This window comes from Streptomyces sp. NPDC005393, from assembly GCF_040606675.1.
Lineage (GTDB): Bacteria > Actinomycetota > Actinomycetes > Streptomycetales > Streptomycetaceae > Streptomyces.
Genome location: NZ_JBEXFG010000045.1, coordinates 1 through 25096, shown reverse-complemented (window position 1 = coordinate 25096; position 25096 = coordinate 1). Strand labels below are relative to the sequence as shown.

Below are 25096 nucleotides of genomic sequence, written 5' to 3'. Positions count from 1 at the left end.
CCCCGCGCCCGGCTGACCACCCCGGTGTGGGTGGACGAGTCCACCCACACCGCGCGCGACGCCGCGTCCGCGATCGCCCTGGACGCCTGCCGGGTCATCAACGTCGAACCGGCCCGGGTCGGTGGCTATCTGGAAGCCCGCCGCATCCACGACATCGCCGCCGCCCACGGCGTCCCGGTGTGGTGCGGCGGCATGCTGGAGACCGGTATCGGCCGCGCCCCAACCTGGCGGTGGCCGCACTGCCCGGATGCACCCTGCCCGGCGACACCCCGGCATCCAGCCGGCACTTCACCGAGGACATCACCGAGCCGTTCGTCCTGCGGGACGGCCAGCTGCCCGTGCCGACCACCCCCGGCATCGGCATCGACAGGCCCTGGTCACAGCGGTGCGTACACCGCGTCGATCAGGGCCATCTTCCGGGGGTCGTCGGCGATATGGGGACCCATGCGGTTCATCACATAGCCCATGCCGACCTCCGCCTCCGGGTCCGCCAGGCCGCAGGAGCCACCGAGGCCATCGTGGCCGAAGGCGCGGGGGTTGGGCCCGTACGACCCGTTCGGACCGCTGAGCCACAGGCCGAGGGCGACCTCCGTGTCATGGTCGAAGCCCGCGCCGAGGACCAGGTCGCGGCAGGCGCCCTGGCCCTCGCGGGCGCGCTCGGCGGCCTCCGGGGAGAGCACACGGCGGTCACCTGCCAGGCCCCGGCGGGCGAAGATGTCGTACAGCGCGGCGACGGCGCGCGCGGTGCCGTGGCCATTGGCCGCCGGTATCTCGGCGGCGCGCCACGCGGGGGTGTTGGCCTCCGCGGCGCCGAGGGGCGGGTTGGCCAGGGCGGCCAGGGCGACCGGCTCCAACTGGGCGTAGACCGCAGCCTGTTCACCGGTCACCGCGGCCGGCGGATGGACCAGCTCGGCCGCCCGGCCGGCGTCCTTCCCCGGCAGGCCGATCGTGAAGTCGATGCCCAGCGGCCCGGTGATCTCCTTCCGCAGAAACTCGCCCGGCAGCAGGCCGGTGATCCGCCGGATCACCTCGCCGACCAGAAAGCCGTAGGTGATCGCGTGGTACCCGGACCGCGAACCGGGCTCCCACCACGGCTCCATGGCCGCCAGCCGCCCCGTGGTCAGCTCCCAGTCGTACAGCTCGGCCAGGGTGTGCGGCTCCCGCAGCCCGGCCAGACCCGCCCGGTGCGACAGCAGATACCGCACCGGAAGCGAGGCCTTGCCGGCCGCCGCGAACTGTGGCCAGTACGTGGCCACCGGCGCGTCCGGATCCAGCAGCCCCCGGTCCATCAGCACATGCGCGCACAGCGCGGTGGGCCCCTTCGTGGTCGACCACACATTGACCAGCGTGTCCCGCTCCCACGCGACGGTGCGCCCGCCGTCCGCCCAGCCACCCCACAGATCCACCACGCTCTGCCCGCCGACCCGCACGGTCACCGCCGCACCCAGCTCGCCGCGTTCGGCGAAGTTCGCCTCGAAGGCGTCCCGTACCCCGGCGAAGCGCGCGTCGCAGTGGCCTTGGATCAGTGGCACGGACTGGGTCATGGCGTCTCTCCAGCGGCTCGATGGTCGGATGAGGTGTGGTCGGTGAGGAAGACGGTGAAGTCGCGGAGCTCGTAGCTGCCGATCTCGTCCTTGAAGCCGACCCGGGGCGGGGTGGCCATCCGGAGTCCGGGCAGAGCGAACAGGCGGCTGAGGAAGACATCCGTCTCCAGGATCGCGATATGGGCGCCGGGGCACTTGTGCGGGCCGTCGCCGAAGGACAGGCCCGGGGCGCCGGCGCCCTCGGCCATCGCGCGTCCGGGGCGGATCCGCCCCGGACATGCGCCCACCGTGCGCTCGTCGGTGTTGGTGCTGTCGAGGAAGATGTCGACCAGTTCCCCGGCCGGCAACGTCACGGCATCGCCGCCGCCCCGCAGTTCGAGCGGGGCGGTCGTACGGCGGCGGAGACGGCCGACGACCGGTTCGAGCCGGAGGATCTCGTGCAGGATCGCGAGTCTGTCCGTCTCGTCCGCCGCCCGGTACCGGGTGAGCAGCGCGCCGTCGGTGAACAGATGCCAGGCGGCGACGTTGACGAACTCCCGGGTGGTGATCATCCCGGCCGCGGCGAACGTCAGGCACTCGCCGAGGATCTCGCCGGCCGAGCACCCCTCGTCGAGCAGATGGGAGATCAGGTCGTCACGACGCCGCCGGCGGCGGGCGCGCACGGCCGGACGTACGTCGCCCCGATAGACCCGCAGCCAGTTCGTGTTCTGCCGGAACATCCAGTAGAGCCCGTGGAAGCTGGTCAGCCCCGGTCGTCCGAACTTCTCGGGGAAGAAGCGCTCCAGCCGACGCCGGATGCCGGGCCTGCTCTCCGTCAGGCCGATCACGGCAGCGGCCACCTCGATCGCCAGATGGAAGCTCAGATCGGCGAGCCGGCCCCGGCCCGTGTCCCGGACGGTGGCGATCTGGGCCTCCGCGACCCGGACCATGACCTCGCGGTACCGCTCGTCCACGCGGCGGGGGGTGAAGAACCGGGCGGTCTGCCGCCGGTGTTCACGGTGTTCCGGGCCGTCCCGGTAGAGGACCGGCCGCCGGATCCCCGACGGGAGCTTCTCCACGGTCTCGATGCCGAGCCCGGCCTGCACGGTGGCGGTGGTGCGCAACACGGCACGGGCTTCCTCGTATCCCCGCACCTGCCAGACCCCATCGGGCCCCCGCCGCACCGGACAGCCGTCCCCGGCCGTCCCCCGCTCGATCCTGCGTCCTCCGTATTGCTCCTGCGCACCGCCCACCAGCGGCACCTCCCCTTCAGGAAGCCTTGCGTTGCCCGGATCACCGCTTGCGGCCGACGCCCCCGGCCATCAGTCGCTGGGCCACGGTCAGTGGCTGTGGGACGGGGGCGTTGGGGCGCCACATCGGCAAGGGGACCACCCCTGGTGCGACGAGTTCAAGGCCCCGGAGGTAGCCCTCGATCTCCTCCATGGTCCGGAAGCGGCCGGTGCCGAGGAACTCCAGCATCGTCTTGATGCGGTTCGGGCTGGTGAGCGCCCGGCGGGGCGGCGTCAGGCGTTGAGGACGCCCGCGCCGAGCAGCCCGAACAGCGCCACCCCGATGATGACGCGGTAGATCACAAAGGCGTTGAACGAATGCTTGGCGACGAACCTCAGCAGCCAGGCGATCGAGGCGTAGGCGACGGCGAAGGACACCACGGTGCCGACCGCGAGGGGCATCGCGCCCACACCGCCGCCCGTGGCGTCCTTGAGCTCGTACAGCCCCGCCCCGGTCAGCGACGGAATGCCCAGGAAGAAGGAGAGCCGGGTGGCGGCGACGCGGTCCAGATCGAGGATGAGCCCAGTGGACATGGTGGCGCCCGAGCGCGAGAAGCCGGGGAAGAGCAGGGCGAGGATCTGCGAGGATCCGACGAGCATCGCGTCCTTGAAGCTGGTGTCGTCCTCCCCGCGCTTGTGCCGGCCCATCTGGTCGGCCGCCCACATCAGCCCGCTGCCGACGATCAGCGAACCGGCCACCACCCACAGGGAGGCGAGCGGCCCCTCGATGAGCGGCTTGGCCGCGAGGCCCACGATCACGATCGGGATGGTGGCGTAGATGACCCACCAGGCGAACTTGTAGTCGTGGTGGTAGCGCTCCTCGCGGTTGAACAGGCCACGTCCCCACGCGGTGGCGTAGCGGAGGATGTCCTTGAAGAAGTAGAGGAGGACGGCGGCGATGGCGCCGACCTGGATCACGGCGGTGAAGGCGACGACGGCCTTGTCGTCCACCGGGATGTCCATCAGCCCTTCGGTGATCTTCAGATGGCCGGTGGAGGAGACCGGGAGGAATTCCGTGACTCCCTCCACGACGCCGAGAACGACGGCCTGTCCGATGCTGATCGCGCTCACGTGATCCGTCCCGCCGGTGTCTTTGTGCGTACGCAATGAAGGTCTACGTGACTGTAGACGATGGCCGGGGGAGGTGGCCAATCAGGAGGCTGCCGGAAGCCTCCGCACGGCCGGACGCCCCGTCACGCTCAGGTTGCGTACAGGAGCACCGTGCCAGCCTCCCGCCATGACTACCACGACGCCACAGGCCGGGGCCGTGTCACGGCACCGGCAGATGTTGAACAAGGTCCCCGAGGTCACGGTCTACTTCTGGATCATCAAGGTCCTGTGCACCACCGTGGGCGAGACGGCGGCCGACTATCTGAACGACACCCTCGGATTCGGCCTGACCAACACCACCTACGTCATGTCGGCCCTGCTGGTGGCCGCGCTGGTGTTCCAGTTCCGGACCAGGCGGTACGTACCGGGGATCTACTGGCTCTCCGTGGTGCTGATCAGCGTCGTCGGCACCCTGGTCACCGACAATCTCACGGACAACATGGGCGTACCGCTGGAGACGACCACCATCGTCTTCACCATCGTGCTGGCGGCCACCTTCGCCCTCTGGTACGCGAGCGAGAAGACCCTGTCCATCCACACCATCCACACCACCCGGCGCGAGGCGTTCTACTGGGCGGCCATCCTGTTCACCTTCGCCCTCGGCACCGCGGCGGGCGACCTCACGGCGGAGAAGCTCGCCCTCGGCTACTGGGTCTCGGCGCTCATGTTCGCCGGGCTGATCGCGGCGGTGGCCGTCGCGCACTTCTGGCTGGGGCTGGAGGCGGTCACGGCGTTCTGGGTCGCGTATGTGCTGACCCGCCCGCTGGGCGCCTCCCTCGGGGACTACATGTCCCAGCCCAGCGCCGACGGCGGGCTCGCCCTCGGCACGGTGGGGACCAGCGCGCTCTTCCTCACCACGATCCTGGCCCTCGTCGTCTATCTGTCGGTCACGCGCAAGGACCGGTCGCCCGCGGCCGAACCTGTACCCGACCTGAACGTCTGATCGCCCCATCCGGGGCCGGACGAGCACCTGGGTGATACTGGGCCGATGACCGTTCACCGGGTGCTGGTCGTCGAGGACGACCATGGACTGCGCGATGTACTCGCCCGCGGCCTGCGGGACGAGCACTTCGAGGTGGTGACCGCCGCCGACGGCGCGGCGGCCCTCCGGGCGGTGGCCGGGCCACGGCAGGTGGACGCCGTCGTCCTTGACGTGGGCCTGCCGGACTCCGACGGTCGCGATGTGTGCCAGGCCATGCGCGCCGGCGGTCTGGACGCCCCGGTGCTCTTCCTCACCGCGCACGACGGCCTCGTCGACCGGCTCTCCGGCTTCTCTTCCGGCGGCGACGACTATCTGCCCAAGCCGTTCCACCTGGTGGAACTGGCCGCCCGGCTGAGGGCGGTGCTGCGCCGGGCGGGCCGCAGCCCGGCGGTCGAGGCCGGCGGGATCCGGCTGGACCCCACCCGCCATCTGCTGGAGTACGAGGGCCGCACGGCGCCGCTGACCCCCACCGAGTTCCGGCTGCTCGCCTGTCTCATGGCCGCCCCGGGCGTGGTCGTACGGCGCCAGACGCTGCTGCGGGCGGCCTGGCCGGAAGGGGCGATGGTGGCGGACAACACCCTGGACCAGTACCTGGTCCGGCTGCGCCGCAAGCTGCGCGACGTGGGCGGCGGGCGCGGCATCGGCACCGTACGCGGCGTGGGCTACCGGTTCGGATGAGGGCGCTACCCCGGGGGTGGCACCGCGTCCGGCCGGGCACCCTGCGCGGCCGGCTGGCGCTGCTGGCCCTGTTCACCACCGCGGTCTGGGTGATCGTCCTCACGGCCGTCTTCAATGTCGCCCTCGAGGGCCGGCTGCGCGCCGAGGCCGACGATCTGCTGCGCACCCGCGCGACGGCGGCCGAGGCCACCGTACGGGTACACCCCGACCGGTCGCTGACCGTCGACGAACCCGCGCACGACCGCGCCCTGGACACCGGCATCTGGATCTACCAGGGGCGCCGGGCCCTGGAGCGGCCGCCCGCGTCCGCGGGGGTGCAGCGCGCCGCGGACCGGCTGGCCGGCCGCCACGATGCCTTCGAGGAGACCGGTGGCTCGACCCCCTCCCGGCTCTACGCGCTGCCGATCCGCGACCACGGCCGCCAGGTGGGCACCGTGATCACCGCGGTAGGCCTCGACCCCTACCGGCATACGGCCCAGTCCGCCCTGGCGGGCTCCGTCGGCCTGGCCCTGCTGCTGCTCGGCGGCGTCTATCTGATGGCCCGGGGCGTGGTCGGCCGGGCGCTGCGGCCGGTGGGCGCGATGACCCGGCAGGCGGCCCAGTGGGGCGGCCATGACATAGGCCGCCGCTTCGGCGCGGCGCCGCGCCCGGCGGAGCTGAACGCGCTCGCAGGCAACCTCGACGAACTGCTCGACCGGCTCGCCGCCGTACTCCGCCACGAACGGCAGCTCAGCGCGGAGCTCTCCCACGAGCTGCGCACCCCGCTGGCGCGGATCACCGCCGAGGCGGACTGGCTGCTGGCCCGCCCGCGCGGGCCAGAGGAGCGGACGGCGGCCATCGAGGCGATCGCCCAGGGAGCCGACCGGATGCGCACAATCTGCGAAACGCTGCTGGCCGAGGCCCGCGCCGGGAGCACCGAGGCCCCTGGACGGTGTGCGCTCGGCACGGTCGTACGGGACATCGCCGCCCGCGAGGCACCCGAGGCCGCCGACCGGCCGCAGGCGCCGCCGATCGCCGTTCGGCTGACGGGGGAGGAGCCGATGCTGGTCGCGGGGGTCTCTCCGGCGGTGGTCGAGCGGATCCTCACCCCGCTGCTGGACAACGCCCGCCGCTATGCCCGCGACGCCATCGCCCTGGAGTGCTCGGCGGGCCCGCCCGGGAGCGTACGTGTGACCGTCACGGACGACGGGCCGGGTGTGCCGCAGGACGCCCACGACGCGATCTTCGAACCGGGCTACCGGGCCGACCCGGCCGATGGCCACGACGGAGCGGGGCTGGGGCTGCCACTGGCCTGCCGGCTGGCCCGCGCGGCGGGCGGGGAGCTGCGCCTGGAGCCCGCCCTGCGGGGAGCGCGCTTCGTGGTCATGCTCCCCGCGGGCTGAGCGGCGGCGTCGGCGGCGACGCGCCGCCGTAGGCCACCAGTAAGCCGCCGTAGGCCACCAGCCGGCCGGTAAGGGGAAGAGGTGCCCGCCCGGAGAGTCACCGGGCGGACCGTGACGGGTTACGCCGGGTGCGTCAGCAGGCTCCGTACGCCGTTGGCCGACAGGGTGACCGATTCCGGGGCGCCCGCGTCGATGGTCAACGAGAGCTCGTCGGAGGGCCAGCCCTGCGCCAGGGCGCCCAGCGGCACCAGGTGGTACCGCTCGATCTGCGGCAGCGCCTGGTGCATCCGGTCCGCTGTGGTGAAGACCGGCACCAGCTGGGCGCCGTCCTCCTGCTGGAACACGGGCAGAGTCACTGCCTGCGGATCCGTCTCCTCTCCGGTCTCGGCGGAGGGAAGCAGGACCTCACTGTTGGCAAGCGTGGTCAGCGCCGCCTCGTCCGCGCGGTCGGCCGCCAGCTCGCCGAGGGCGTGCTGGGTGGCGGAAACGTTGCTGTCATCGGAAGGGCTGGTCATGATTCCGTCCATGGATCGGGGCTTGTGGAATGGCTCTGGGCCCAGAGCGGCTGTTACCAACCGCAGCTGGCTCGAATACCCCTCCCCATGGCGATCACACATCCCTGGCGGCGCCAATTCCACGGACACACGATTTTCTGCTCCGACCCGCTACGACCTGACCCAGCCGTACGACCGCTCGACGGCCCGCTGCCAGTTCTCGTACTCCGACTCCCGCCGCCCGGGATCCATCGCGGGCAGCCATTGCGCGGCGCGGTGCCAGTTGCGGCGGAGCCCCTCGAGGTCCGGCCAGTAGCCGACGGTGAGACCGGCGGCGTAGGCGACGCCGAGCGAGACGGTCTCGGACACCATGGGGCGCACCACGGGCACATCGAGGACGTCGGCCAGGATCTGCATGAGCAGATGGTTGGCCGTCATGCCACCGTCGACCTTCAGCTCCTTCAGCGGCTGGGGCGAGTCGGCGTTCATGGCGTCGACGACCTCGCGGGTCTGCCAGCCGGTCGCCTCCAGTACGGCGCGGGCGAGATGTCCCTTGGTGATGTACGAGGTGAGCCCGACTATGACGCCCCGCGCGTCGCTGCGCCAGTGCGGGGCGAACAGCCCGGAGAAGGCGGGCACGATATAGCAGCCGCCGTTGTCCTTGACGGTGCGGGCGAGGGTTTCGATCTCCGGGGCGCTGTTGATCAGCCCCAGCCGGTCGCGGAACCACTGCACCAGCGCGCCGGTGACCGCCATGGGCCCCTCGAGGGCGTAGACCGTCGGCTCGTCCCCGATCTTGTAGCCCACCGTGGCGAGCAGCCCGTGCCGGGACCGGATGAGGCTGGTGCCGGTGTTGAGCAGCAGGAAGCTGCCGGTGCCGTAGGTGCACTTGGCCTCCCCGGAGGCGAAGCAGGTCTGCCCGAACAGCGCCGCCTGCTGATCGCCGAGGGCCGCGCAGATCCGGACGTCCGGGAGCAGCGAGCCGGCCACGCCGTAGCACTCGGCGGAGGGCCGGATGTCCGGCAGCATCGGGCGGGGCACACCGAAATACGCCAGCAGTTCATCGTCCCAGGTCAGCGTGCGGATGTTCATCAGCATGGTGCGGCTGGCATTGGTGGCGTCCGTGAGGTGCAGCCCACCGGCGGGCCCGCCGGTGAGATTCCAGATCAGCCAGCTCTCCATGGTGCCGAAGAGCACCTCGCCGCGCTCCGCGCGCTCGCGCAGCCCGTCGACGTGATCGAAGAGCCAGCGGATGCGGGGCGCGGAGAAGTAGGTCGTGGGCGACAGCCCGCAGCGGTCGAGGAAGAAGTCGTCACCGGTGGTGCGCCGCAGCTCCTCGACGAGGGCGCTGGTGCGGGTGTCCTGCCAGGTGATGGCATTGCCGATGGGCACGCCCGTGCGGCGGTCCCAGAGCACGGTGGTCTCGCGCTGATTGGCGATGCCGATCGCCGCGATCTGGCCGGGACCGGCCCCGGCGCTGCTCAGCGCCCGTGGTACGACGCGCCGCAGATTGGCCCAGATCTCGATGGCGTCGTGTTCCACCCAGCCGGGCCTGGCGAAGTGCTGCTGGTGTTCTCGCTGGGCGACCGACACCAGCCGTCCCTGGTGGTCGAAGAGGATGCACCGGGTGGAGGTGGTGCCCTGGTCGATGGACATCACATAGCGTTCAACCATGGCCTGACCTGCCTTCGCGCGCTTTCGAGCAGGGCATGGGGGTCACCAGCGGGCCGCACCGAGGTCGCGGGAGATCGCGCGTGCGGCATCGCGGGTCAGCCCGACCAGCGACGCCTGGGGACGGCCCTTGCTGTCGCAGACGCGTTCCACGGCGCCGGACACGCCGATGGCGCCCACCACGAGGCCGCCCTGTCCGCGTATCGGCGCCGCGATGTCCGCTTCGCCCATCATCATTTCCTGGTTGGCGGCCCCCCATCCGGCCTCCCGTATCTCGCCCAGCGCCTTGCCCAGCTGCTGGGAGGAGACGAGAGTGTGCCGGGTGTAGGCCTCCGGTTCCGCTTCCGTCAGCGGCTCCATGGGTGCCACCCCGTACGCGAGGAGGACCTTTCCCAGTGCGCTGGCGTGCAGCGGCAGCAGTGAGCCCACCTCCAGGGTCTGAAAGGTGTCATCGGGCCGGAAGACGTGGTGGACGACGAGGACCTGGCCCTCGAGGTGCACGCCGAGGCGGACTGCCTCACCGCTGCGGGCGGCGAGCGCATCGGCCCAGTTGATGGAGCGGGACCGCAGCTCGTTGATGTCGAGATAGCTGGTCCCCAGGTGCAGCAGCGCCGCGCCGAGCTGATACTTGCCGGTGGCCTTGTCCTGTTCGACGAAGTCGACGCTCTGCAGGGTGCGCAGGATGCCGTGTGCGGTGCCCTTCGCCAGTCCGAGCGAGGCCGCCACCTCGCCCAGTCCGAGCCGACCCGAGCCCTGGGCGAGCAGCCGCAGAATCGCCGCCGCCCGCTCGATGGACTGCACCGGGCCGGCCATGACGCGATCGTAGCTCTTCGCCCATGGGCTCAGCCTGTTGAGCAGGCGGGGAAACGTTCGGCAATGCCGACTCGGATTCGTTGACCCCGATGGGTGGAGGCCCATAGCGTCCGTATCAGGACATGAGTACCAGTATGCCAATAGGTGGCCGAGTGGGCCTCATCAAGGACAGCTACCCGGCGACGAGAGGAGGAGATGTGGCGGACCAGCTGAGTTTTCCGGTGGCCGGCTTCGTAGGACGTGTTGTGAAGCAGGCCGGTCACACCACCACGCGTCGCATCGGCTCCCCGGCGGACGGCGGGGAGCCGATGGGCGCGCCGGCGGCGAACGGGGACGAGAGCCCGGATCGGACCCCACCGGACGGCGATGACGGCCATCTCTTTCCGGTGCCGCACATCCATGAAGCGGTCGCCCCCGTGCGACGACGGGCGCAGGCGCTCCTCGTCGAGTGGGAGCTGCCCGCCGACTGCCTCGACGACGCGCTCATGGTGATCTCGGAGCTGATCACCAACGCGGTCCTCCACGCCCTGCCCCCGGCCGTGCTACGGCTGTGCTGGAGCGAGAACGAGGGGTGTCCCACCCTGCGTATCGAGGTCACCGACGGCGGCCCGGTGCCCTGTGACCAGCTGCCGGACGAGGAGATCGAGCCCGATGAGCACGGGCGCGGGCTCAGCATCGTCACCGCGCTCTCGGCGCGCCATGGCACCCGCACCGGCAGCGACCGCGTCACGCGCTGGGCGGAGCTGCCGGTGGCCGCCTGACCGGCCCGGCAGACCCCAGGTCCGGCACGCGCCTCACATAGGGCCGGGCGGGGCGATGGCGAGGATGGCGACGTCGTCGTGGAGCGTGCGGGCGTGGTGGGGCAGATCGTGTTGGGGAAGTCGATGACATCAATGGGTCCGGCGGGCGGCCGGCCGGCGAAGCGGTCGCGGAGCCGGTCGATGAGGGGGCAGAAGGCCCCGGTCGTATCGCGGGCCTCGATCAGTCCGTCCGGACACAGCAGCAGGACATCGCCGAGCGCGGTGCCGAGAGCGCCGACCAGGGCGGTGGAGAGGTACGCGGCGACGTAGTGGCGGTCCCACAGAAAACCCACGCCGCGGCCCGCTCGGTGTGCCTTTCCTGGCCGTCCCGGCCCTCCTGGCCCTGGCCGGAGTGGCCGCGGCCCGGCCGTCTCATCGCTCGGTCCCGGGCATCGTGCGGCGCGCCATCGGCGGCATGTCCCTCAGGGGCGGTCTTCGCCGACGGTGCGGATGACGCTGTTCGGGCAGAGCCGCTCGGCGAGCCGGGCCCTCTCGTGGAGCTCGGGCGGGGGCCGGTCGTCGAGGACGACGACCAGGCCGTCGTCCTCGGACTGGTCGAAGAGCTCCGGCGCGTGCAGCGCGCACTGACCGGCCCCGCGGCAACGGCCGCGGTCCACCTCGATGCGCATCGCGATCATCCTTCCCATGTGACCGGGAGCCGGTGGACTCCGTAGACGAGCATGTCGTCGCGCAGCGGCACCTGGTCGGGCGGCACGGCCAGGCGGAGCGTGGGAAAGCGCCGGAGCAGGGCCGGATAGCCCGTCCGCATCTCCATCCGCGCCAGATGCTGGCCCAGACACTGGTGAACGCCGTGGCCGAAGGCGATGTGGTGGGCGGCGTCGCGGGTGATGTCCAGCTCATCGGGGTCGGGGAAGTGCGCGGGATCCCGGTTGGCCGCGGCGATCGACGCGACCACGGTCTCCCCGGCCCGCACCCGCACCCCGGCGATCTCGACGTCCTCGCGGGCGGCCCGTACGGTCCCGAACTGCACGATGGTCAGATACCGCAGCAGCTCCTCGACCGCCTGATCGACGAGGTCCGGCCGCTCACGCACCAGCCGCGACTGCCCGGGATGGCGCAGCAGGGCGTAGGTGCCGAGCGACAGCATGTTCGCCGTCGTCTCATGGCCGGCGAGGAGCAGCAGCAGTCCTACGCCGGTCAGCTCGTCGTCGTTCAGCGGCGCCGACGGGTCCTTCCCCAGGTCGCCGTGGACGAGCCTGGACAGCAGCGCGTCGTCCGGCTGCCGCCGCTTCACGGCGATCAGATTCCCCATGTAGTCCCAGAGCGCGTCCCTGGCCGCGTAGACCTCCTCCTCGGTCCCGTCGATCCGGAACAGCGCGAAGGCCCACCGCTGAAAGGCGGCCCGGTCGCCGTACGGCACCCCCAGCAGCTCACAGATCACCAGCGACGGCACCGGCCGCGCGAACGCCTCCACCAGATCGGCCGGCGGCCCGGCGCGCTCCATCGCGTCCAGATGGCCGGTGACGATCTCCTCGATCCGCGGTTGCAGCCCGCGCATCCGCCGGACCGTGAACCACCTGGTCAGCAGGCGTCGATAGCGGGTGTGCTCGGGCGGATCCATGCCGATGAACGAGCCAAGCCGACGGCGGTCGTCCTCGGGGATCGGAACCGCGCTCACCGGCGATGAGGTCCGTCGGCGGTCCGAACTGAACCGATCGTCCGCGAGCAGCTCCTGAACGTCCTCGTACCGGGTGAGCAGCCAGCCCACCTTCCCGTCCGGAAACGCCAGCCTGCTGGCCCTCCGCTCCTCGCGCAGCACCCCGTACGCACCGGGCGGATCGAACGGGCAGTCGCGCTCCCTGGGCAGGGAGACCGGCGACGATCCGGGTGATGTGACGGACACGGCATCGCTCCCTTCCGCGGCGGGCAGTGCCGGACGCCTGCCCACACCGTCGACCGCGGGGCGAACAACGCGCGCGGGCGACAGCGGTATGGAGAGCAGTCCGCAGGCGAACCGAGCCCTTCCCTTCGAGCGTAGCCCGACCGCCGGGCCGTCTCTTGCCGACAGCGGCCCGCACGCGGCCGCGTCCCCCGGCTCATTGGCGGCTCGCGGCGGCTGCCAACGCCGGTGGTACCGCCACTCGACCTACGCGGGAAGCGGTCATGGGTGAGGGCTCCTTACCGGTTCGTCATCGAGGTCCAGGGGAAGCGTCGCACCGCCCGCCGGCCGGCGGGACATCGGCAGGTCCCGGGCCCGCCGGACCGGGGAGAAGAACAGGATCAGCCCGGCGAGCGGGATCCCCGCCGTCATGACCCACATCGCGGGGCGCAGGCCGAGTGCGGTGCCGAGCGCGCCGCCGAGCAGGGCGCCGAGAGGGAGCGCCCCATAGGTGAGGAACGCCGAACTCGCGGTGAGGCGGCCGAGCGGCTTCGGCGGGCAGTAGCGCTGCCGGAAGCTCGCCTTGAGCACATTGCCCGCCACGGATACCCGCGGTGACGCAGAAACCGCCCGCCACGAAGAGCAGGACTCCGGCTCCGCCGACGGTCAGCGGGATGAGCAGGGCGCCTACCGCGAGGCCGAGTTCGAAGAGGAGCGTCGCACGGGCCGTGCCGACCCGGTCGGCCACCCGGCGGGCGGCGAAGGCCCCGACGACGCCTCCGGTGCTGACGGCCGCGACGAGTCCGCCGACCAGCCCGGCGGACAGGCCGACGCCGCGGACCGGGAAGACCACCCGGAGCGACTGATACCCCATCAGGGCCAGGTCGGAGGCGGCCGCGAAGACGTCAGGGTACGGAGCCACGGGTCGCCGGCGATCAGCCGCAGCCCTTCGCCGACCTCGCCGATGAGCGCTCGGGGGCGGCGTTCGGGCCGGGTGGCGCGGGGCTCGCGGTGGCCACGGCGTGGGGTGCGGGGCACCGCGAGACGAGCGGCACCCCGCACCCGGTTCCGGGCCGGACGGATCAGATCTCCAGGTCCGCCTCTATTTTGCGCAGCTGGTGCCGGGCCATCGCCAGGTTGGCCCGGTTCTTGTCCAGCGCCAGATAGAGGAAGAGGCCCTGGCTGTCCCGCCCCTTCAACAGCCGGATCAGGTGGTACTGGCTGCCGAGGGTGATCAGGATGTCCTCGATGGCGTCCTTGAGGCCGAGCTGTTCCATGGTGCGCACCTTGGCGCGGACCACATCGGTGTTGCCGGCGGCGGCCACCGCGAGGTCGAGTTCCTTCCCTCCGCCCACGGTGCCCAGGGCCATACCGCTGGAGTAGTCGACCAGCGCGACGCCGAGGGTGCCTTCGATGGATGTCATCGCCTCTTTGAGCGCGGTCTGGGTGTTCGCCATGATCGTGGCAGTTCCTTTCGGTGGATGGGTATCCGGATGGTGCCGGCGCCCATGAGGGCGCCGTGGGGGGGAAGTCGTGGTGGTCAGGGTTGCTCGGCCCGGCGGAGTGCGCCGCTCACGAGATCGGCGAGCCGGGCGCCCGACCGACGGGCCTCCATATGGAGGCGGCCGACGTTGGTGCGCTCACCGGCCAGGACGGTCAGGACGGCGGTGGACCCCGCGGCGTACGTCGCGACATAGCCGTCCTCGCCGCGGACCAGCAGCTCCCGGAAGGCGCCCCGGCCGGTGGCGCCCGCCAGCGACTGCGCCACCCCGAGGGCCGCCGCGGTCAGCGCGGCGACGCCGTCGGGTTCGACGGTGGCCGCGTCATGCGCCAGTACGACGCCGTCGCTGGTGGCGGCCAGGGCGCCGGTCACATGGGCCACGCGCGCCCGCAACCGGCGCAGCTCCTCGAGCACTTCGGGTTCGGCGGCCAACAGCTGCCTCCTTTCCGTGCGCTGCCGCAGGGTGCGTCTCATGACGCTGCGCACATCGCGGCCGGGGCGGTCGGGGGAGTCACAGGGTTGCCTCCAAGGCGTCGCGGAGCCGACGCAGCAGGTCGATGTCGGGATCGGTGAAGACGACCGCGGCCGGACCGCTGCCCGCTCCCGGCGGTGCGGGAGTGCGGGGCCGGGTGGGCGGGGACGGCCGGGGCGTCTCCACCTGTCCGGCGGCCGCCAGCCGCCGTATGTCGATCAGGGTGTGGAACGCGGGACGGCCCAGGGCGCGGGCGATCCCGGCGGGCGTACGGACCCCGTCGGCCAGCGCCAGCACCGCGCGCTGACGCCGGGTGACGGCCGGGGCGCGGCCATCCGGGCGGCGGAGCACCACGGGCTCCGTGTCGACCTGGGGATACGGCCACAGGGCGTCGAGCAGCTTGCCGCGGCGCCGGGTCTCCCGCTCGACGGCGACCGCGCCCACCGGACGCACCGGTCCGAGCCAGTGCGCCGCGCCCCGCTGGAAGCCGCGCGGTCCGCTGCCGGGGCCCAGCGCGAAGTAGGCCGCGTCGAACAGCGCGCCGAGATGGCAGATCTCCAGCTCCGCGCCCGACAGCCGGCCGCTGTCGACGAGGAACCGGCCGACGCCGCCGAGGGGGTCCGTCCGGCCCACCGCCTCCCGCCAGATGTCGACGGTGAGCCGTCCGCCGGTGGTGAGCAGAACATCGATCCCGGGGGCCACGGGGCTCTCGGCGTAAACGACCTGGCCCTCCGTCAAGTAGACGGTGCCCGCGTCGCACAGCAGGGCGCCACTGGCCCGCTCGGCGGCGAGCTCGGTGAGGCTGGGCGCGCGGCGGGTTCTCGGGTCTCTCATATCAGCGCCAGACGCTGGGAGATATCGCGCAGCCGTAGCCTGGCGAGGGCCAGATTCCCGTCGCGGCGGTCGAGCCACAGATAGAAGAAGACACCGCTGTCGAAGGCCGTGTCGACGAAGCGCAGCAGGTGGTAGCAGGTGCGGGTGGTGACGATGACGTCCTCTACGGGGGGCTCCCCGTCCGCGTCGTCGTTGTCGCCGTTGTTCGACGTCACCGCGGCGAACGCCGTCTGCTCGGCGGCCATACGGGCCAGCTCGGCCGTCTCCGCCGCGGTGGCCTCGGGGTCGTCGTCCCGTACCTCGCCGACCATGCCGAGGGCGAGTCCGCTGGTCCACTCGATCAGGGCCGCTCCGCGCGCGCCGTTCACGGTCATCGCTTCCAGCAGACACTCGTCGATTCCGGGCATGCGGTTGCTCCCCTCCCTGCGTTGCCCGTGGCGCGCACCGGTGGCTTCGCCCGTAACGGCGAGGTTACGCAGGGTTCAGCTCTAGGGGGTGAAATCCGGTAATGCTCCGAAACGGCGGGCGCGTTGTAGTAAGGTCCGCGACCCCATGCGCCCCCTGCACCCCGGCAGCCCCACGGGCCCCCATCGGCGCCGAGGGGGAGGGAGGTGCCCCGGGCGACGGCCGCTTCCGGCTGTGCGCTCCGGGGCCGACCCGTCTGTGCTGCGCCTTTGCCTCGTGGTGAGGTTCCCGGCCGACCCTCGGGTGCCGGGCCCCGGAAGCCGTGCCCGTGCCCGGCCGTGGTCTATCGGAACGATTCATAGCGCGGATGGGTCGCCCTGGGCCACAGACGGGCGGACGCATATTCCACCGTCCTATTGCAGGCGTGGTGGATAGACCAGTAGACGGTCGTGGAGTGGTCGACTCCGAGCGGAGGCCGAGGAAGGGCGCGCCGCGGCCACTCAACGCGTATGCCAGAAGGGCTCGGTGGGGCCCTTTCGGCCCGGGACGCCGCTCAGAGTGGCCGGTTTTGGCGGCCGTCGAGGTCGTGAAAACGGCCCCGTTGTCCGGCTTGTCCTGAGGCGTACTCGCCGGGTGCGAGGGCAACACCCGGGCGAGCTCAAGACGGGGGGGCGGACGGTCACATCGAGGGATTACGGGGCGGCGGGGGTGGACGGAGTGGGGGACGCCCCGCCCCTGTTGGCATTGGCCTCGGAGAGGACGACCATGGGCTCGCCGGGGCGGGGCATGGGCGCCTTGGTGAAGTCCGGGCCGTTGGTCGGGGTGGCGGTGATCTTGGCCGGGAGGCTGTCGAAGTCGACCATCCCGATGTTCTCCATCTGGGTGATGTGGTCCAGCACGGTGTTGTTGGCCTGCGTGGCGAGCTGACGCACCAGGCTGTTCTTGCTGGTCGCCCGGATCTTGGCGATGGAGCTGAAGATCTGGCCGTGGGTGATGCGCAGGATGTTCGCCATCTCGGAGTCGAAGTTCTTGCCCGTCGCGGCCGTCAGGGTGTCAAGGAACCCCTGCTGCTGCGGCGTGGGTTTATTGGGCAGGGTGATGCCGAGCTTGGGGGCGATGTCCCGTGCCGCGGCGTCCAACTGCGCGTGCCCCTTGATCAGATGGTCACCCGCGGTCTTCACCGCCTTCGTCGTGCCCTTCTTGAGGGCCAGTTCACCCACCGGGAACTCCCACAGTCCGGCGAGGCGGACCTTGACCACGAATTCCCTGTCGGCCCCGCTGAGCGGTCCGTACTGCGTGGACGTCGTCTCCTTCATGGCGGTGACGGTCTTCTGCTGCACCCCCGTGAGGACGGGCGACATGATGACGGCGAGGGTGACCACCACGGAACCGATGAGGAGAGAGGTTCCTGTCACGAAGTACCTGGATCGCATAGACCCTCCTGGCGGGGGCGCCGGTCGTTGTATCGGGCAGTGTTGCGCTGTGCATGTACCGCCGAATACGGATCACGGAGCCTGTTTGCTCAAGCGCCTCACGGTTCTTTATGCGCTCTTGAACCGCCGGGCGCGCGCCGGGCGTACGGCAGGGCATGCGCGAGCGTGCCGGGGTGCTTCGGCTCACCGACTCCGCAGTGGTTCCAGTCCGGTGGCGTCGTGTGCATGAGGTGATCTCAGCGCGCGACGGTGCCGTTCCACCAGCGCCTCAGCTCGCAGCGGGGCCCTCCCCGTCCGCGACGGAAAGCTCGGCTTCGGCGTATGTGAGCGCCGCCGGGTGGCCGAAGAGTCCGGGCAGACCGCCCGTATGCAGAAAGACCGTACGTCGCCCGGCGACGATGCCGCCGTCCGCCACCGCCGAGACCAGACCGGCCATCGCGCGCCCGGTGTAGACCGGGTCGAGGATGAGGCCCTCGGTGCGGGCGGCCAGGGTCATGGCGGCCATGACCGGCTCGGTCAGGGCGCCGTAGCCGGCACCCACTTGGTCGAACCGCAGCCGGAGCGCCTGCGGAGCGCAGTCCGCGCCGGACAGGCCGGAGGCCAGCTCGGACACGGTCAGGGCCGGATCGGCGACGGCACCGCAGTGCACGCCCAGCACACGCGCGGAGCCCAGCACATCGATCAGCCCGGCCATTGTGCCGCCGGAGCCGACCGCGACAACGACGGTCTCCAGGCCGGGGTCCTGGGCGAGCAGCTCCCGCCCGCATTCCGCGTAGCCGCGCGCCCCCAGCACACTGGAGCCGCCGAAGGGGATCAGCGCCGGTATGCTGCCGTCGCGTCGCAGCCGCTCGGCCACCCGCTCCGCGGTGGCGGCGAGCCCCTTGCCGTCGACGTCCCCGGCCCACACCACCGTGGCGCCGAAGAGTCCGTCGAGCGCCAGATTGCCGGACGCCGACGCCCCGGGTGCCCCGGCGAGCACCAGGACGACGTCAAGTCCGAGCCGGGCACCGGCGGCGGCGGTCAGCCGCGCGTGGTTGCTCTGCGGCGCGCCCGTGCTGACCAGAACCGTGGCTCCGTCGGCCAGCGCCGCGCCACAGATCCACTCCAGCTTGCGCACCTTGTTCCCGCCACCGCCGAGCCCGATGAGGTCGTCCCGCTTGACCCAGAGGTCGTCGGCGCCGAGCCCGAGCGCGCGGGCCAGCCGTGGCGCGGGTTCGAGCGGCGTCGGCCAGGTGCCGAGCGTGACGCGTCGTGGGATACCACTGTCGGAGGTCATCGCTGACTCCCTTCGAGGCCGTTCCGGCAATTCGGGTAGCAGGCTACGGTGCCCGTATGGTCGCTGACGGCTTCGACCCGCCCATCATTCTTCAAGGCAGCACATGCACGGTGGAATTCGATGGCGCACGGTGCGCATTCCGCTACTACACACCGTTTCAGAAGCACTCCTTACTCAAGGCCCTCAACGGCCGCTCCATCCCCGTCACGGCCTTGGCAGGCGTCGAAGTGACCCTTCCGGAAGGCGGGCGATGGGGTGCGCTGAGGATCCTTCCCCGGCCCGGCGCGGACCCTGTGGCCGATGTGCTCGGGTCCGACCCGCCGGAGGGTCTCGACCCGTACATCGTGCGGTTCCACCGGCGCGACCGAGCGATGGCGTACCGGCTGCGGGATGCCCTCGCGGAAGCGATCGGCGCCACGCCGATGGGGGCAGTCCCCCGCGAGCTGTTGCCCCGTGCGGTCAAGAGACTGAAGGGTGTTGAGGGGACCGCTGAGCTCATAGGGCGAAGCATCCGGATCGAATGGTCCTCGGGGGACACACCCACGGTCATTCCGCTGGGAGTGGTGGAAGCGGTGGAGTGGTGCGCCGAGAAGGAGCTGGGACCGTACAGGGTGCGGTTCCTGGTGGTGGGCGAGCCCGGAAGAGGGCTGGAGCCCCGCGAGGACCCGCACACCCTGGAGGTGTCCGTGCCGGGGCAGGCGGAGAGCGTGTTGTTCGTCGCGACGGTACGCGCGGTGCTGGACCGCTCATGGTCAGGGCTCGACATACGTGCTGTCGCGCCCGTGCGTGCGGGGGAGACGTTTGCCGCCGTGGCCACCCGGAATGGCGTACGGGTGGGGGAGATCGGAACACGCCTCCGTGAAAACCGTCCGGACTCATGGGAGATCAGCACATGGGAGCTCCCGCCGCACGACCCGATGCGGGAGGTGGAGACAGGACTTCTCGCCGCCGCCATGCGCCGGGCCGCGACGGAGGGGGCGGGCGAGCTTGCCGTGTGGGTGCTCGACGTTCCGACGCGCAGGGATCGCCTGGAGCGACAAGGATTCAGCCTGACGGGGGAGTGGCGCGAGCAACCACGGGACGAGTGGCTCATGAGAGCCGTGCTGCGGCATGGACCGGTACGGCGGAGACGCGAGGTGCCGGCCGTTCTGGGCGACATCGCACCGCGAAGGGTGCGCTGGCGGCGTCACATCGTCGCGCGCGGGCTGTTGCCGGTCCTTGGGGTGGTATTCATCGTCGCCGCATTCGTGTTGGCTGGGCTTTTCGCCTTCGACAGGACCGGACTACTCGCCGCGGGAGCTTTCGCCGTCATGGCCTGGACCGGGCTCCGCGTGGGGTACAGGGCCGAACGACTCTCGCGGGTGCGGAACGCCTCCATGGCATTGCGTACGGACATCCGCCGCCCCGTGCTGTTCCTGCGCTCCTTTCAGGACGACGCGCAGGCGGCCGAACCGTCGCGATTAGGAGCGTTCACCTCCTTGGAGGAGGCGGTGGCCGATGTGGTCCAGGGGGTGGGACCGTTTATCGCGCTGGATCTCGGCCGCTCGGCTCCGGGAGCGGCGCGCGGGAAGGTCCCGGCCGACGAGGACTGGCGGTCGGCCGTCTTGTCGCTGCTGCTGCGCTGCCGCCTGGTGGTCATGCGCTGCGGGACTGGCCACGCGCTCTTTTGGGAACTGCGCCAAGTGGTGGCGCTGTTGCGCCCGGAGCAACTGATCATCCTGGTGCCCACGGATCCGGTGACCTACGACGAATTCCGGCGGCGGGCCTCCGCTGTGCTGCCTCACCCGCTGCCCGACGATGCCGCGGACGGACCCGTCCGGCAGCGCATCGCCGCGGCCATCACCTTCACGTACGGCTGGCATCCGACGGTGGTCTCCCTGCGATTCGGTTTCCCGCGCGCCCTGTTGGCCCTCGACACGAGAATCGCGCTGCGACTCGGCCCCGTGCTGAAGCCGCTCGGCTACCGTCGGAACGTCCACTGGGCGCGCCGATTCCAGGTCGTCGGCCTGCTTTTGATCACTGGTTGGCTCGTTGTCAGGTTCGGACTCACCATGCAGGACCTGTCGGGCGCCGTCCGAAAGAGTCGTGACCTCGAAATACCCGAATTTCCGTGAGCGGGACGTGTCCGCCCCCACGCACGGTCGGAGAGTCGGCACGAGGGCCTGCGCTCGTCCGCCCCGTTCGGCATGCTGGTGGCATGAGCGATCTCGGGGATGCGCTGTGGAACACGGAGATCGGCCCGTCCGACTACTCGGCGGCCAGTGAGCAGTACCAGGAGGCGATACTGGCCCAGTACAAGCTGTGTGTGGAGATGGCGGACCGGGTCAGTGCCCGGCGCAACCTGACCAACACCTTCTTCCTGTCGCTCAACAGTGCGGTGGTGGCGGTGGTGGCGGCGGTCTCGGACCAGGCACTGACCGGGGTGTCGGTCTGGCCTCTCGTCGCGGGCCTGGTGATTCTGCTCGGCCAGTGCGCCGCGTGGTTCGTCATGGTGCGTTCGTACCGGCAGCTCAATGCCGCCAAGTACGCTGTGATCGGGGCTTTCGAGGAGCGACTGCCGGCGTACGCCTACTCCCGAGCGGAGTGGGGCGCGCTCGGTGAGGGCCGCGACTGGCGCAGGTACCTGCCGTTGACCCATGTCGAGCAGTGGGTGCCGGTCATCTTCTGTCTCTCCTACCTTCTGGGCTTCTTCGCTCTCGTCCTGTGACCTGTAAGGTCGGGGCAACCGTCGACAGCGCCGTGGGAGGTGTGTCCCGGTCCGCACCGTATGGCCGCGGGGCGCGGCGAGGACGCGCTGAGCGGTCCTAGCGGTTGGGCGACGGAGGGCCCGCATCCCGTAGATATCGCAGAACCTGCTCCAGGGAACGGTTGACGCTTTTGGTCATCGTCGACTGGGTGCGACGACGCAGGGCGGTCGGGTCGAAGCGTAGGAAGCGGGGCTTCCAGCCGGGTTCGAAGTAGATCACTCCTTTGAGAACGTAGTCCCAAGTGAGCCGTTCAGGGTGGCGGATGGGCGGATAGTCGGGGAGGGCCGGAGGAAGCCAGTGCGGGCCCTTCTCCCGGCGTAGTCGCGGCAGCCGGGCGGCGAACTCCGCGGCGGCGGCCTTCCTGAACTGTTCGTAGACGTCCGCCTCGTGATGAACGACCAGGACGAGCTGGGCCGGCTGGACGGTGCGTACGGCTTCGACCAGTTCCCAGATCGTTCCCGGCCCCGGCCCCGCGCCCATGACGACCAGCCGTGCCCTGGCAATGAGGTGGCGGACGGTGTCCTGCCAGTCGTCGACGGGCAGATAGGCGCGCAGCGCACCCGGCAGAGGAAGGATCTCACCTGGTCTGCCGATGGCGACCATGGTGCCGAAGTCCCGGAACATCTCGCGAAGCGACTCCTCCTGGGTGCGTCCCGAGAGGCGGAACAAGGACCCCAAAGAAGCGGCGGGGGTATGCGTCGGCATCCGGGCTCCCGCCAGGTCGTCGGCGAACGGCCGGAGATAGAGAACGAAGGGCCTTCCGTCGATCTCGGTCAGGGAGCGGATGATATGCGCGATGTGCTGCCGTCCGCGGCCTGCGAGGACGCGTCCCACCAGGAAGAGCAGGACTCCGGCAGCGCTGAGTGTCAGCGCGATGAGCAGTCTCCCCCAGAACGGGATGACCACCGGTGATTCGCCCAGGTGGATGACCAGCTGGCCGGTGCCGGCCATGCGGCCTCGCTGAATTCCGATGAGGCCCAAGAGCGTACCGACGATCCGAAAGGTCCAGCCGCAGGCGATGAGCGCCCGTCCCCGTGCGCGGCGTTGTCTGCCCTGAGGCACCACGAGCTCGGCGCGCAACTCCGTCATGAACTCTCCCCCTGAGGTGGTAGCGCCATTGTGAGGCATTCCCTGTCGCCGCGACGGGCGTTGGCGGGGGAGAGCGATCGAGCGAGGTCTCAGGGCGAAGCCGAGGCCGGGGGCGGGGTCGTGCGGCCCCGCCCCCCTCTCCTCCTCCCCGAGGCTCTTACGGCTCTCCGCCGGGCTCAGGGCCCTCGTAGCCCGCCCTCGACGACGCGTCGATGCCCACCTCATAGCCGATGCCGGAGTGGAGGGTGTTGCCGCCGACATGCGCTCCGGTGGAGTGGTCGGCGAGCCCGATGGCGTGGTCGGTCGGGGTGGCGAACGTATTGCCGGTGATCGTGGCGTTCTGCACGTCCTCGAACATCAGGGCCTGCGAGGCGCGGAGCGTCTCGCAGGAGTTGTCGTTGATGACGAAGGCGGATGTGGCGCCGCGGCCGTCGCTTTCACCGACGCTGTCGTGGGGTCCCTCGGCCATCAGACACATGTTGTCTCGGGCCGATGCGGGCCGCGCCGGGCCCGGCGTCAGCCGGGGACCGGGGCGGTGAACGCGTCGGCGCGGATGTGGGACATGGGGTTGCTCGCCACCTGATACCGGCCGTTGGGTACGGTGCTGGACCGGGTGACATGCACGGTGGGCGGGCCCGCCCATTCGTAGCCGTTCTCCTCCGCGTGCCGCATCAGGTGGTCCGTCAGCTCCTCTCCCACCGAGCAGCCGCGTCGCTCCAGCTCCTCGTACACCGCGTCGGACAGCGCGACGTCATAGACGTTCGGGACCACCACCCGGTGTGGGCCGCACACCACGGCATGGTCGTCGCACTCCCGTTGCAGGGCACCGAGGAGCTCGACAGGCTCACTGCGGAACACCTTGGCGACGAGCGCTTCCTCCCAGCGCTCCAGGACTCGTTCCCATCGGTTCAGCGTCTCCATGCCGCTCCGAGTTCCCGTGAAGTACCACGTCATGCCCTGGTCGTGCCTTTGTCATGGCTTCCTGCCACGACAAGGGGCCGGCCCGCGGCCGCCCCCTTCTTTACGAGGGGATGACAAGGGGCTGAGGCTTTTTCACATAGGAGAACTCCGCGGACACGAGGACGGTCATCGGCCTGGGTGTGGGCGCGATGCTCGCCCCCTTGGGCTCCTTGGCGAGGGAGTGCGGTTTGGGGATGGGGAGCTGCGCGGAGAGCGTGCTGATGCGGCCGTGGGAGAGCCTGGCGGCCACCGTGACGACCGCCCCGCCCGGGTGTCGCGACATCGCGGTCAGCCAGGTGCGGTCGGCCCCCTTGGCATGGGTCGCCAGTCGGGCCGTTCGGATACCGAGCTGGTATTCGGTGTGCTGGCCGCTGTCGTCGGATGTGACGACCGGCTGCGCGCTCTCCAGGGTGTCGGGCCATGAGGTGGCGCCCAGCAGGGTCGTCAGCTGGAAGGGGTCGAGCCCCGGGGCCTGGATCTGCGGCATCGCCGTGGGGTTGCGCGCGCCCGTCCGGGCGAGGTCCCGTCCGGTGCCGGCCAGCGCCTTCCGCGTCCGGCCCTCGTAGAAGGTGTCCTCGACCCGGAGCGCGATCACCGGGGTCTGTCCGTTCACCGTCATCCGGGTCTCGCCCCTCCGGTGGGGGAACTCCCAGACGGCCGTGCCCTTGCCCTGCGCCACGGCGCTGGTGCCGGACGCGACGGTCTCGGTCAGGGCGGCGGACACGGCGGGCAGCGCCGTCGTCCGCTCATAGGCGTGGTGGACCCGGTCGATGACCTGCTGCCGCGCGCTCGGCGGGGCGGCGGTGTTCGCACAGCCGGTGGCCAGGGCGGCGACCAGGACGGAGGCCAGGCCACCGGCTGCGATACGGAGAGGTGTCACGGCCCCTCGTTCGGGGCGAAGTTGCCCGTCAGGGAGTCGACCAGCCAGTCGCCCTCGGCGTTCCTGACGAGCGTGGCGGTGTAGTTCATGACGTTGACGGGGTTGGCCGTGACCCACTTGCCGTCGATCTGCTGCTGGAACTTCGCCCACAGGGTGACCTTGGCCTGGACGGTCGCCGTCGAGCCGGAGACACCGACCCGGGTGAAGTCCACCTTGGACGCTCCGCTGCCGAGGTTGCGGAACGTCGGATCGGCCTCGCCGGCCACGGCGTTGCGCAGGCCGACCGCCTCATGCTTGGCCTGCTGGGGGGTGAAGTGCTTGGCGAGGGTGGACAGTCCGTCCGACAGCTGGCGCCGGCGTACCGAGGAGCCGGCCATCGGCGCGGCCTGACCGGCCTTGAGGGTGGACACATCGCCGACGGCGGAGGCGGGGGGAGCCTGGGAGGTGCGGGCCGCCTTGATGGCGCCCGTGAAGGCGCTCTTGACGCTGGGCAGCTGAGCGGCGCCGGCCTGGACCAGGCCGGCGCCGGTCTGCGGGCTGCCGGACGCGGCGTCCGCGCCGCCGAGCGCGACGATACCGCCGACGGTTGCGACGGTCAGCGCGCTGATGGCCGTCGTCGTACGCCATGTGGACTTGACGGGGGGCATGCTATCTCCGGTTCACAAGCTTACTGACGTCGTGTCAGTTGGCGGCGTCGATGTGCATGAAGTAGACCGTGGTCGTCGCCCAGGCGGCGTTGTAGGGCTTGAGCGACCAGAACGCGTGGTACCGGTTGCTGGTGTGCTGGTCGACGTAGTTGCCCTTCCAGGAAGGGGACGTCGCGTCGGGGCCGTAGCCGACCTGCATCGCCGCGTGGCTGACGCCCTCGCCCTGTCCCCAGTCGTAGAAGAGCACGTCCCCGGTCTTCTGGCTGTCGG

At 70.9% G+C, this 25096-nt stretch carries 27 protein-coding genes and 2 pseudogenes; 7 read left to right on the top strand and 22 right to left on the bottom strand.

The genetic code is table 11. The features are described 5' to 3' along the window. Positions 1–9 precede the first annotated feature (9 nt). Positions 10–365: pseudogene (locus tag ABZS71_RS28575) on the top strand (enolase C-terminal domain-like protein); the annotation flags it as partial. 12 nt (positions 366–377) lie between these two features. On the opposite strand, the gene ABZS71_RS28570 reads toward ABZS71_RS28575, so the two are convergent. From ABZS71_RS28570 to ABZS71_RS28555, 4 genes are read right to left on the bottom strand one after another with little or no spacing between them, the layout of a single operon-like run. Then, positions 378–1544 carry a serine hydrolase domain-containing protein gene (locus ABZS71_RS28570; protein ID WP_356214718.1) on the bottom strand — a complete coding sequence of 389 codons (1167 nt, stop codon included), beginning with the start codon at positions 1542–1544 and terminating at the stop codon, positions 378–380. Continuing rightward, positions 1541–2776, bottom strand: a complete 1236-nt coding sequence (locus ABZS71_RS28565) for a cytochrome P450 (protein WP_356214716.1) — start codon at positions 2774–2776, stop codon at positions 1541–1543. The genes ABZS71_RS28570 and ABZS71_RS28565 overlap by 4 nt, the downstream gene beginning before the upstream one ends. A 40-nt stretch (positions 2777–2816) precedes the next feature. After that, positions 2817–3002, bottom strand: a complete 186-nt coding sequence (locus ABZS71_RS28560) for an SAM-dependent methyltransferase (RefSeq protein WP_356214714.1) — start codon at positions 3000–3002, stop codon at positions 2817–2819. Positions 3003–3046: 44 nt separating this feature from the next. Further along, positions 3047–3883, bottom strand: a complete 837-nt coding sequence (locus ABZS71_RS28555; RefSeq protein WP_355847588.1) for an undecaprenyl-diphosphate phosphatase — start codon at positions 3881–3883, stop codon at positions 3047–3049. Positions 3884–4049: 166 nt separating this feature from the next. Between ABZS71_RS28555 and ABZS71_RS28550 the strand changes: the two genes are divergently transcribed. The 3 genes from ABZS71_RS28550 to ABZS71_RS28540 are packed head-to-tail and all read left to right on the top strand — an operon-like array spanning position 4050 to position 6964. Then, positions 4050–4865 (top strand): hypothetical protein, encoded by an 816-nt coding sequence (locus ABZS71_RS28550; RefSeq protein WP_356214712.1) that lies wholly within the window; start codon positions 4050–4052, stop codon positions 4863–4865. 45 nt (positions 4866–4910) lie between these two features. Then, positions 4911–5582, top strand: coding sequence for a response regulator transcription factor (locus ABZS71_RS28545; protein WP_356214710.1), 672 nt, complete (start codon positions 4911–4913; stop codon positions 5580–5582). Next, positions 5579–6964, top strand: coding sequence for a HAMP domain-containing sensor histidine kinase (locus ABZS71_RS28540; protein ID WP_356214708.1), 1386 nt, complete (start codon positions 5579–5581; stop codon positions 6962–6964). The genes ABZS71_RS28545 and ABZS71_RS28540 overlap by 4 nt, the downstream gene beginning before the upstream one ends. A gap of 119 nt (positions 6965–7083) precedes the next feature. Here the strand turns inward: ABZS71_RS28540 and ABZS71_RS28535 are convergent, their stop codons facing one another. From ABZS71_RS28535 to ABZS71_RS28525, 3 genes are all read right to left on the bottom strand, one after another. Next, on the bottom strand, positions 7084–7479 hold the full coding sequence (locus tag ABZS71_RS28535) for an SseB family protein (RefSeq protein ID WP_355847576.1): 396 nt from the start codon (positions 7477–7479) through the stop codon (positions 7084–7086). Between the two features lie 150 nt (positions 7480–7629). Then, positions 7630–9132, bottom strand: a complete 1503-nt coding sequence (gene glpK, locus ABZS71_RS28530) for a glycerol kinase GlpK (RefSeq protein WP_356214706.1) — start codon at positions 9130–9132, stop codon at positions 7630–7632. A 42-nt stretch (positions 9133–9174) separates the two neighbouring features. After that, complete coding sequence (locus tag ABZS71_RS28525) at positions 9175–9942, bottom strand: IclR family transcriptional regulator (protein ID WP_356214704.1); 768 nt, start codon at positions 9940–9942, stop codon at positions 9175–9177. Between the two features lie 197 nt (positions 9943–10139). Here ABZS71_RS28525 and ABZS71_RS28520 point away from each other — a divergent pair, with 197 nt between their 5' ends. Continuing rightward, entirely contained in the window at positions 10140–10703 is a 564-nt protein-coding gene (locus ABZS71_RS28520; RefSeq protein WP_355847567.1) for an ATP-binding protein, read from the top strand. Between the two features lie 461 nt (positions 10704–11164). Here ABZS71_RS28520 and ABZS71_RS28515 read toward each other — a convergent pair whose 3' ends face one another. From ABZS71_RS28515 to ABZS71_RS28475, 9 genes and pseudogenes are all read right to left on the bottom strand, one after another. Then, entirely contained in the window at positions 11165–11371 is a 207-nt protein-coding gene (locus ABZS71_RS28515; protein WP_356214702.1) for a ferredoxin, read from the bottom strand. Positions 11372–11376: 5 nt separating this feature from the next. Then, positions 11377–12606 carry a cytochrome P450 gene (locus ABZS71_RS28510; protein ID WP_356214700.1) on the bottom strand — a complete coding sequence of 410 codons (1230 nt, stop codon included), beginning with the start codon at positions 12604–12606 and terminating at the stop codon, positions 11377–11379. Between the two features lie 258 nt (positions 12607–12864). Continuing rightward, positions 12865–13710: pseudogene (locus ABZS71_RS28505) on the bottom strand (MFS transporter); the annotation flags it as partial. Beyond that, on the bottom strand, positions 13665–14039 hold the full coding sequence (locus ABZS71_RS28500; protein ID WP_356214698.1) for a hypothetical protein: 375 nt from the start codon (positions 14037–14039) through the stop codon (positions 13665–13667). The gene ABZS71_RS28500 and the pseudogene ABZS71_RS28505, both read right to left, overlap by 46 nt. An 83-nt stretch (positions 14040–14122) precedes the next feature. Then, positions 14123–14557: a roadblock/LC7 domain-containing protein gene (locus ABZS71_RS28495; RefSeq protein WP_356214696.1), complete on the bottom strand. Its 435-nt coding sequence runs from the start codon at positions 14555–14557 to the stop codon at positions 14123–14125. Positions 14558–14594: 37 nt separating this feature from the next. After that, on the bottom strand, positions 14595–15389 hold the full coding sequence (locus ABZS71_RS28490; RefSeq protein ID WP_356214694.1) for a transcriptional regulator: 795 nt from the start codon (positions 15387–15389) through the stop codon (positions 14595–14597). Further along, the gene (locus ABZS71_RS28485; protein ID WP_355847549.1) at positions 15386–15796 is read right to left on the bottom strand and encodes a hypothetical protein; all 411 of its coding nucleotides are present in this window, start codon (positions 15794–15796) and stop codon (positions 15386–15388) included. Before ABZS71_RS28485 ends, ABZS71_RS28490 begins: the two co-directional genes overlap by 4 nt. A 690-nt stretch (positions 15797–16486) precedes the next feature. After that, the gene (locus tag ABZS71_RS28480; RefSeq protein ID WP_355847546.1) at positions 16487–17227 is read right to left on the bottom strand and encodes a DUF4142 domain-containing protein; all 741 of its coding nucleotides are present in this window, start codon (positions 17225–17227) and stop codon (positions 16487–16489) included. A gap of 268 nt (positions 17228–17495) precedes the next feature. Next, complete coding sequence (locus ABZS71_RS28475; protein ID WP_356214692.1) at positions 17496–18503, bottom strand: D-cysteine desulfhydrase family protein; 1008 nt, start codon at positions 18501–18503, stop codon at positions 17496–17498. A gap of 56 nt (positions 18504–18559) precedes the next feature. Here ABZS71_RS28475 and ABZS71_RS28470 point away from each other — a divergent pair, with 56 nt between their 5' ends. Both ABZS71_RS28470 and ABZS71_RS28465 read left to right on the top strand, forming a co-directional pair. Next, on the top strand, positions 18560–20617 hold the full coding sequence (locus tag ABZS71_RS28470) for a DUF4429 domain-containing protein (protein WP_356214690.1): 2058 nt from the start codon (positions 18560–18562) through the stop codon (positions 20615–20617). A gap of 83 nt (positions 20618–20700) precedes the next feature. After that, positions 20701–21210, top strand: a complete 510-nt coding sequence (locus ABZS71_RS28465) for a hypothetical protein (protein ID WP_355847537.1) — start codon at positions 20701–20703, stop codon at positions 21208–21210. 97 nt (positions 21211–21307) lie between these two features. On the opposite strand, the gene ABZS71_RS28460 is transcribed toward ABZS71_RS28465, so the two are convergent. From ABZS71_RS28460 to ABZS71_RS28435, 6 genes are all read right to left on the bottom strand, one after another. Beyond that, positions 21308–22339 (bottom strand): hypothetical protein, encoded by a 1032-nt coding sequence (locus tag ABZS71_RS28460; protein WP_356214688.1) that lies wholly within the window; start codon positions 22337–22339, stop codon positions 21308–21310. Positions 22340–22496: 157 nt separating this feature from the next. Then, positions 22497–22808 carry a hypothetical protein gene (locus ABZS71_RS28455; RefSeq protein ID WP_356214686.1) on the bottom strand — a complete coding sequence of 104 codons (312 nt, stop codon included), beginning with the start codon at positions 22806–22808 and terminating at the stop codon, positions 22497–22499. Between the two features lie 47 nt (positions 22809–22855). After that, positions 22856–23260 carry a DUF3662 domain-containing protein gene (locus ABZS71_RS28450; RefSeq protein ID WP_356214731.1) on the bottom strand — a complete coding sequence of 135 codons (405 nt, stop codon included), beginning with the start codon at positions 23258–23260 and terminating at the stop codon, positions 22856–22858. 100 nt (positions 23261–23360) lie between these two features. Beyond that, a complete protein-coding gene (locus ABZS71_RS28445; RefSeq protein ID WP_355847528.1) occupies positions 23361–24179 on the bottom strand; it encodes a hypothetical protein in 819 nt (272 codons plus the stop codon). Then, positions 24176–24826, bottom strand: a complete 651-nt coding sequence (locus tag ABZS71_RS28440) for a hypothetical protein (RefSeq protein ID WP_356214684.1) — start codon at positions 24824–24826, stop codon at positions 24176–24178. Before ABZS71_RS28440 ends, ABZS71_RS28445 begins: the two co-directional genes overlap by 4 nt. A gap of 34 nt (positions 24827–24860) precedes the next feature. Then, a partial coding sequence (locus ABZS71_RS28435) for an amidase domain-containing protein (RefSeq protein ID WP_356214682.1) occupies positions 24861–25096 on the bottom strand: 236 nt, incomplete at its 5' end.

What these genes read in the sequence shown, in the direction of transcription:
- ABZS71_RS28570 (WP_356214718.1), bottom strand. Translation starts at nt 1,544, where the DNA reads ATGACCCAGTCCGTGCCACTGATCCAAGGCCACTGCGACGCGCGCTTC.
- ABZS71_RS28560 (WP_356214714.1), bottom strand. Translation starts at nt 3,002, where the DNA reads ATGCTGGAGTTCCTCGGCACCGGCCGCTTCCGGACCATGGAGGAGATC.
- ABZS71_RS28550 (WP_356214712.1), top strand. Translation starts at nt 4,050, where the DNA reads ATGACTACCACGACGCCACAGGCCGGGGCCGTGTCACGGCACCGGCAG.
- ABZS71_RS28545 (WP_356214710.1), top strand. Translation starts at nt 4,911, where the DNA reads ATGACCGTTCACCGGGTGCTGGTCGTCGAGGACGACCATGGACTGCGC.
- ABZS71_RS28540 (WP_356214708.1), top strand. Translation starts at nt 5,579, where the DNA reads ATGAGGGCGCTACCCCGGGGGTGGCACCGCGTCCGGCCGGGCACCCTG.
- ABZS71_RS28535 (WP_355847576.1), bottom strand. Translation starts at nt 7,479, where the DNA reads ATGACCAGCCCTTCCGATGACAGCAACGTTTCCGCCACCCAGCACGCC.
- glpK (WP_356214706.1), bottom strand. Translation starts at nt 9,132, where the DNA reads ATGGTTGAACGCTATGTGATGTCCATCGACCAGGGCACCACCTCCACC.
- ABZS71_RS28525 (WP_356214704.1), bottom strand. Translation starts at nt 9,942, where the DNA reads ATGGCCGGCCCGGTGCAGTCCATCGAGCGGGCGGCGGCGATTCTGCGG.
- ABZS71_RS28515 (WP_356214702.1), bottom strand. Translation starts at nt 11,371, where the DNA reads ATGCGCATCGAGGTGGACCGCGGCCGTTGCCGCGGGGCCGGTCAGTGC.
- ABZS71_RS28500 (WP_356214698.1), bottom strand. Translation starts at nt 14,039, where the DNA reads ATGGCGAACACCCAGACCGCGCTCAAAGAGGCGATGACATCCATCGAA.
- ABZS71_RS28495 (WP_356214696.1), bottom strand. Translation starts at nt 14,557, where the DNA reads ATGAGACGCACCCTGCGGCAGCGCACGGAAAGGAGGCAGCTGTTGGCC.
- ABZS71_RS28490 (WP_356214694.1), bottom strand. Translation starts at nt 15,389, where the DNA reads ATGAGAGACCCGAGAACCCGCCGCGCGCCCAGCCTCACCGAGCTCGCC.
- ABZS71_RS28485 (WP_355847549.1), bottom strand. Translation starts at nt 15,796, where the DNA reads ATGCCCGGAATCGACGAGTGTCTGCTGGAAGCGATGACCGTGAACGGC.
- ABZS71_RS28480 (WP_355847546.1), bottom strand. Translation starts at nt 17,227, where the DNA reads ATGCGATCCAGGTACTTCGTGACAGGAACCTCTCTCCTCATCGGTTCC.
- ABZS71_RS28475 (WP_356214692.1), bottom strand. Translation starts at nt 18,503, where the DNA reads ATGACCTCCGACAGTGGTATCCCACGACGCGTCACGCTCGGCACCTGG.
- ABZS71_RS28470 (WP_356214690.1), top strand. Translation starts at nt 18,560, where the DNA reads ATGGTCGCTGACGGCTTCGACCCGCCCATCATTCTTCAAGGCAGCACA.
- ABZS71_RS28465 (WP_355847537.1), top strand. Translation starts at nt 20,701, where the DNA reads ATGAGCGATCTCGGGGATGCGCTGTGGAACACGGAGATCGGCCCGTCC.
- ABZS71_RS28460 (WP_356214688.1), bottom strand. Translation starts at nt 22,339, where the DNA reads ATGACGGAGTTGCGCGCCGAGCTCGTGGTGCCTCAGGGCAGACAACGC.
- ABZS71_RS28455 (WP_356214686.1), bottom strand. Translation starts at nt 22,808, where the DNA reads ATGGCCGAGGGACCCCACGACAGCGTCGGTGAAAGCGACGGCCGCGGC.
- ABZS71_RS28450 (WP_356214731.1), bottom strand. Translation starts at nt 23,260, where the DNA reads ATGGAGACGCTGAACCGATGGGAACGAGTCCTGGAGCGCTGGGAGGAA.
- ABZS71_RS28440 (WP_356214684.1), bottom strand. Translation starts at nt 24,826, where the DNA reads ATGCCCCCCGTCAAGTCCACATGGCGTACGACGACGGCCATCAGCGCG.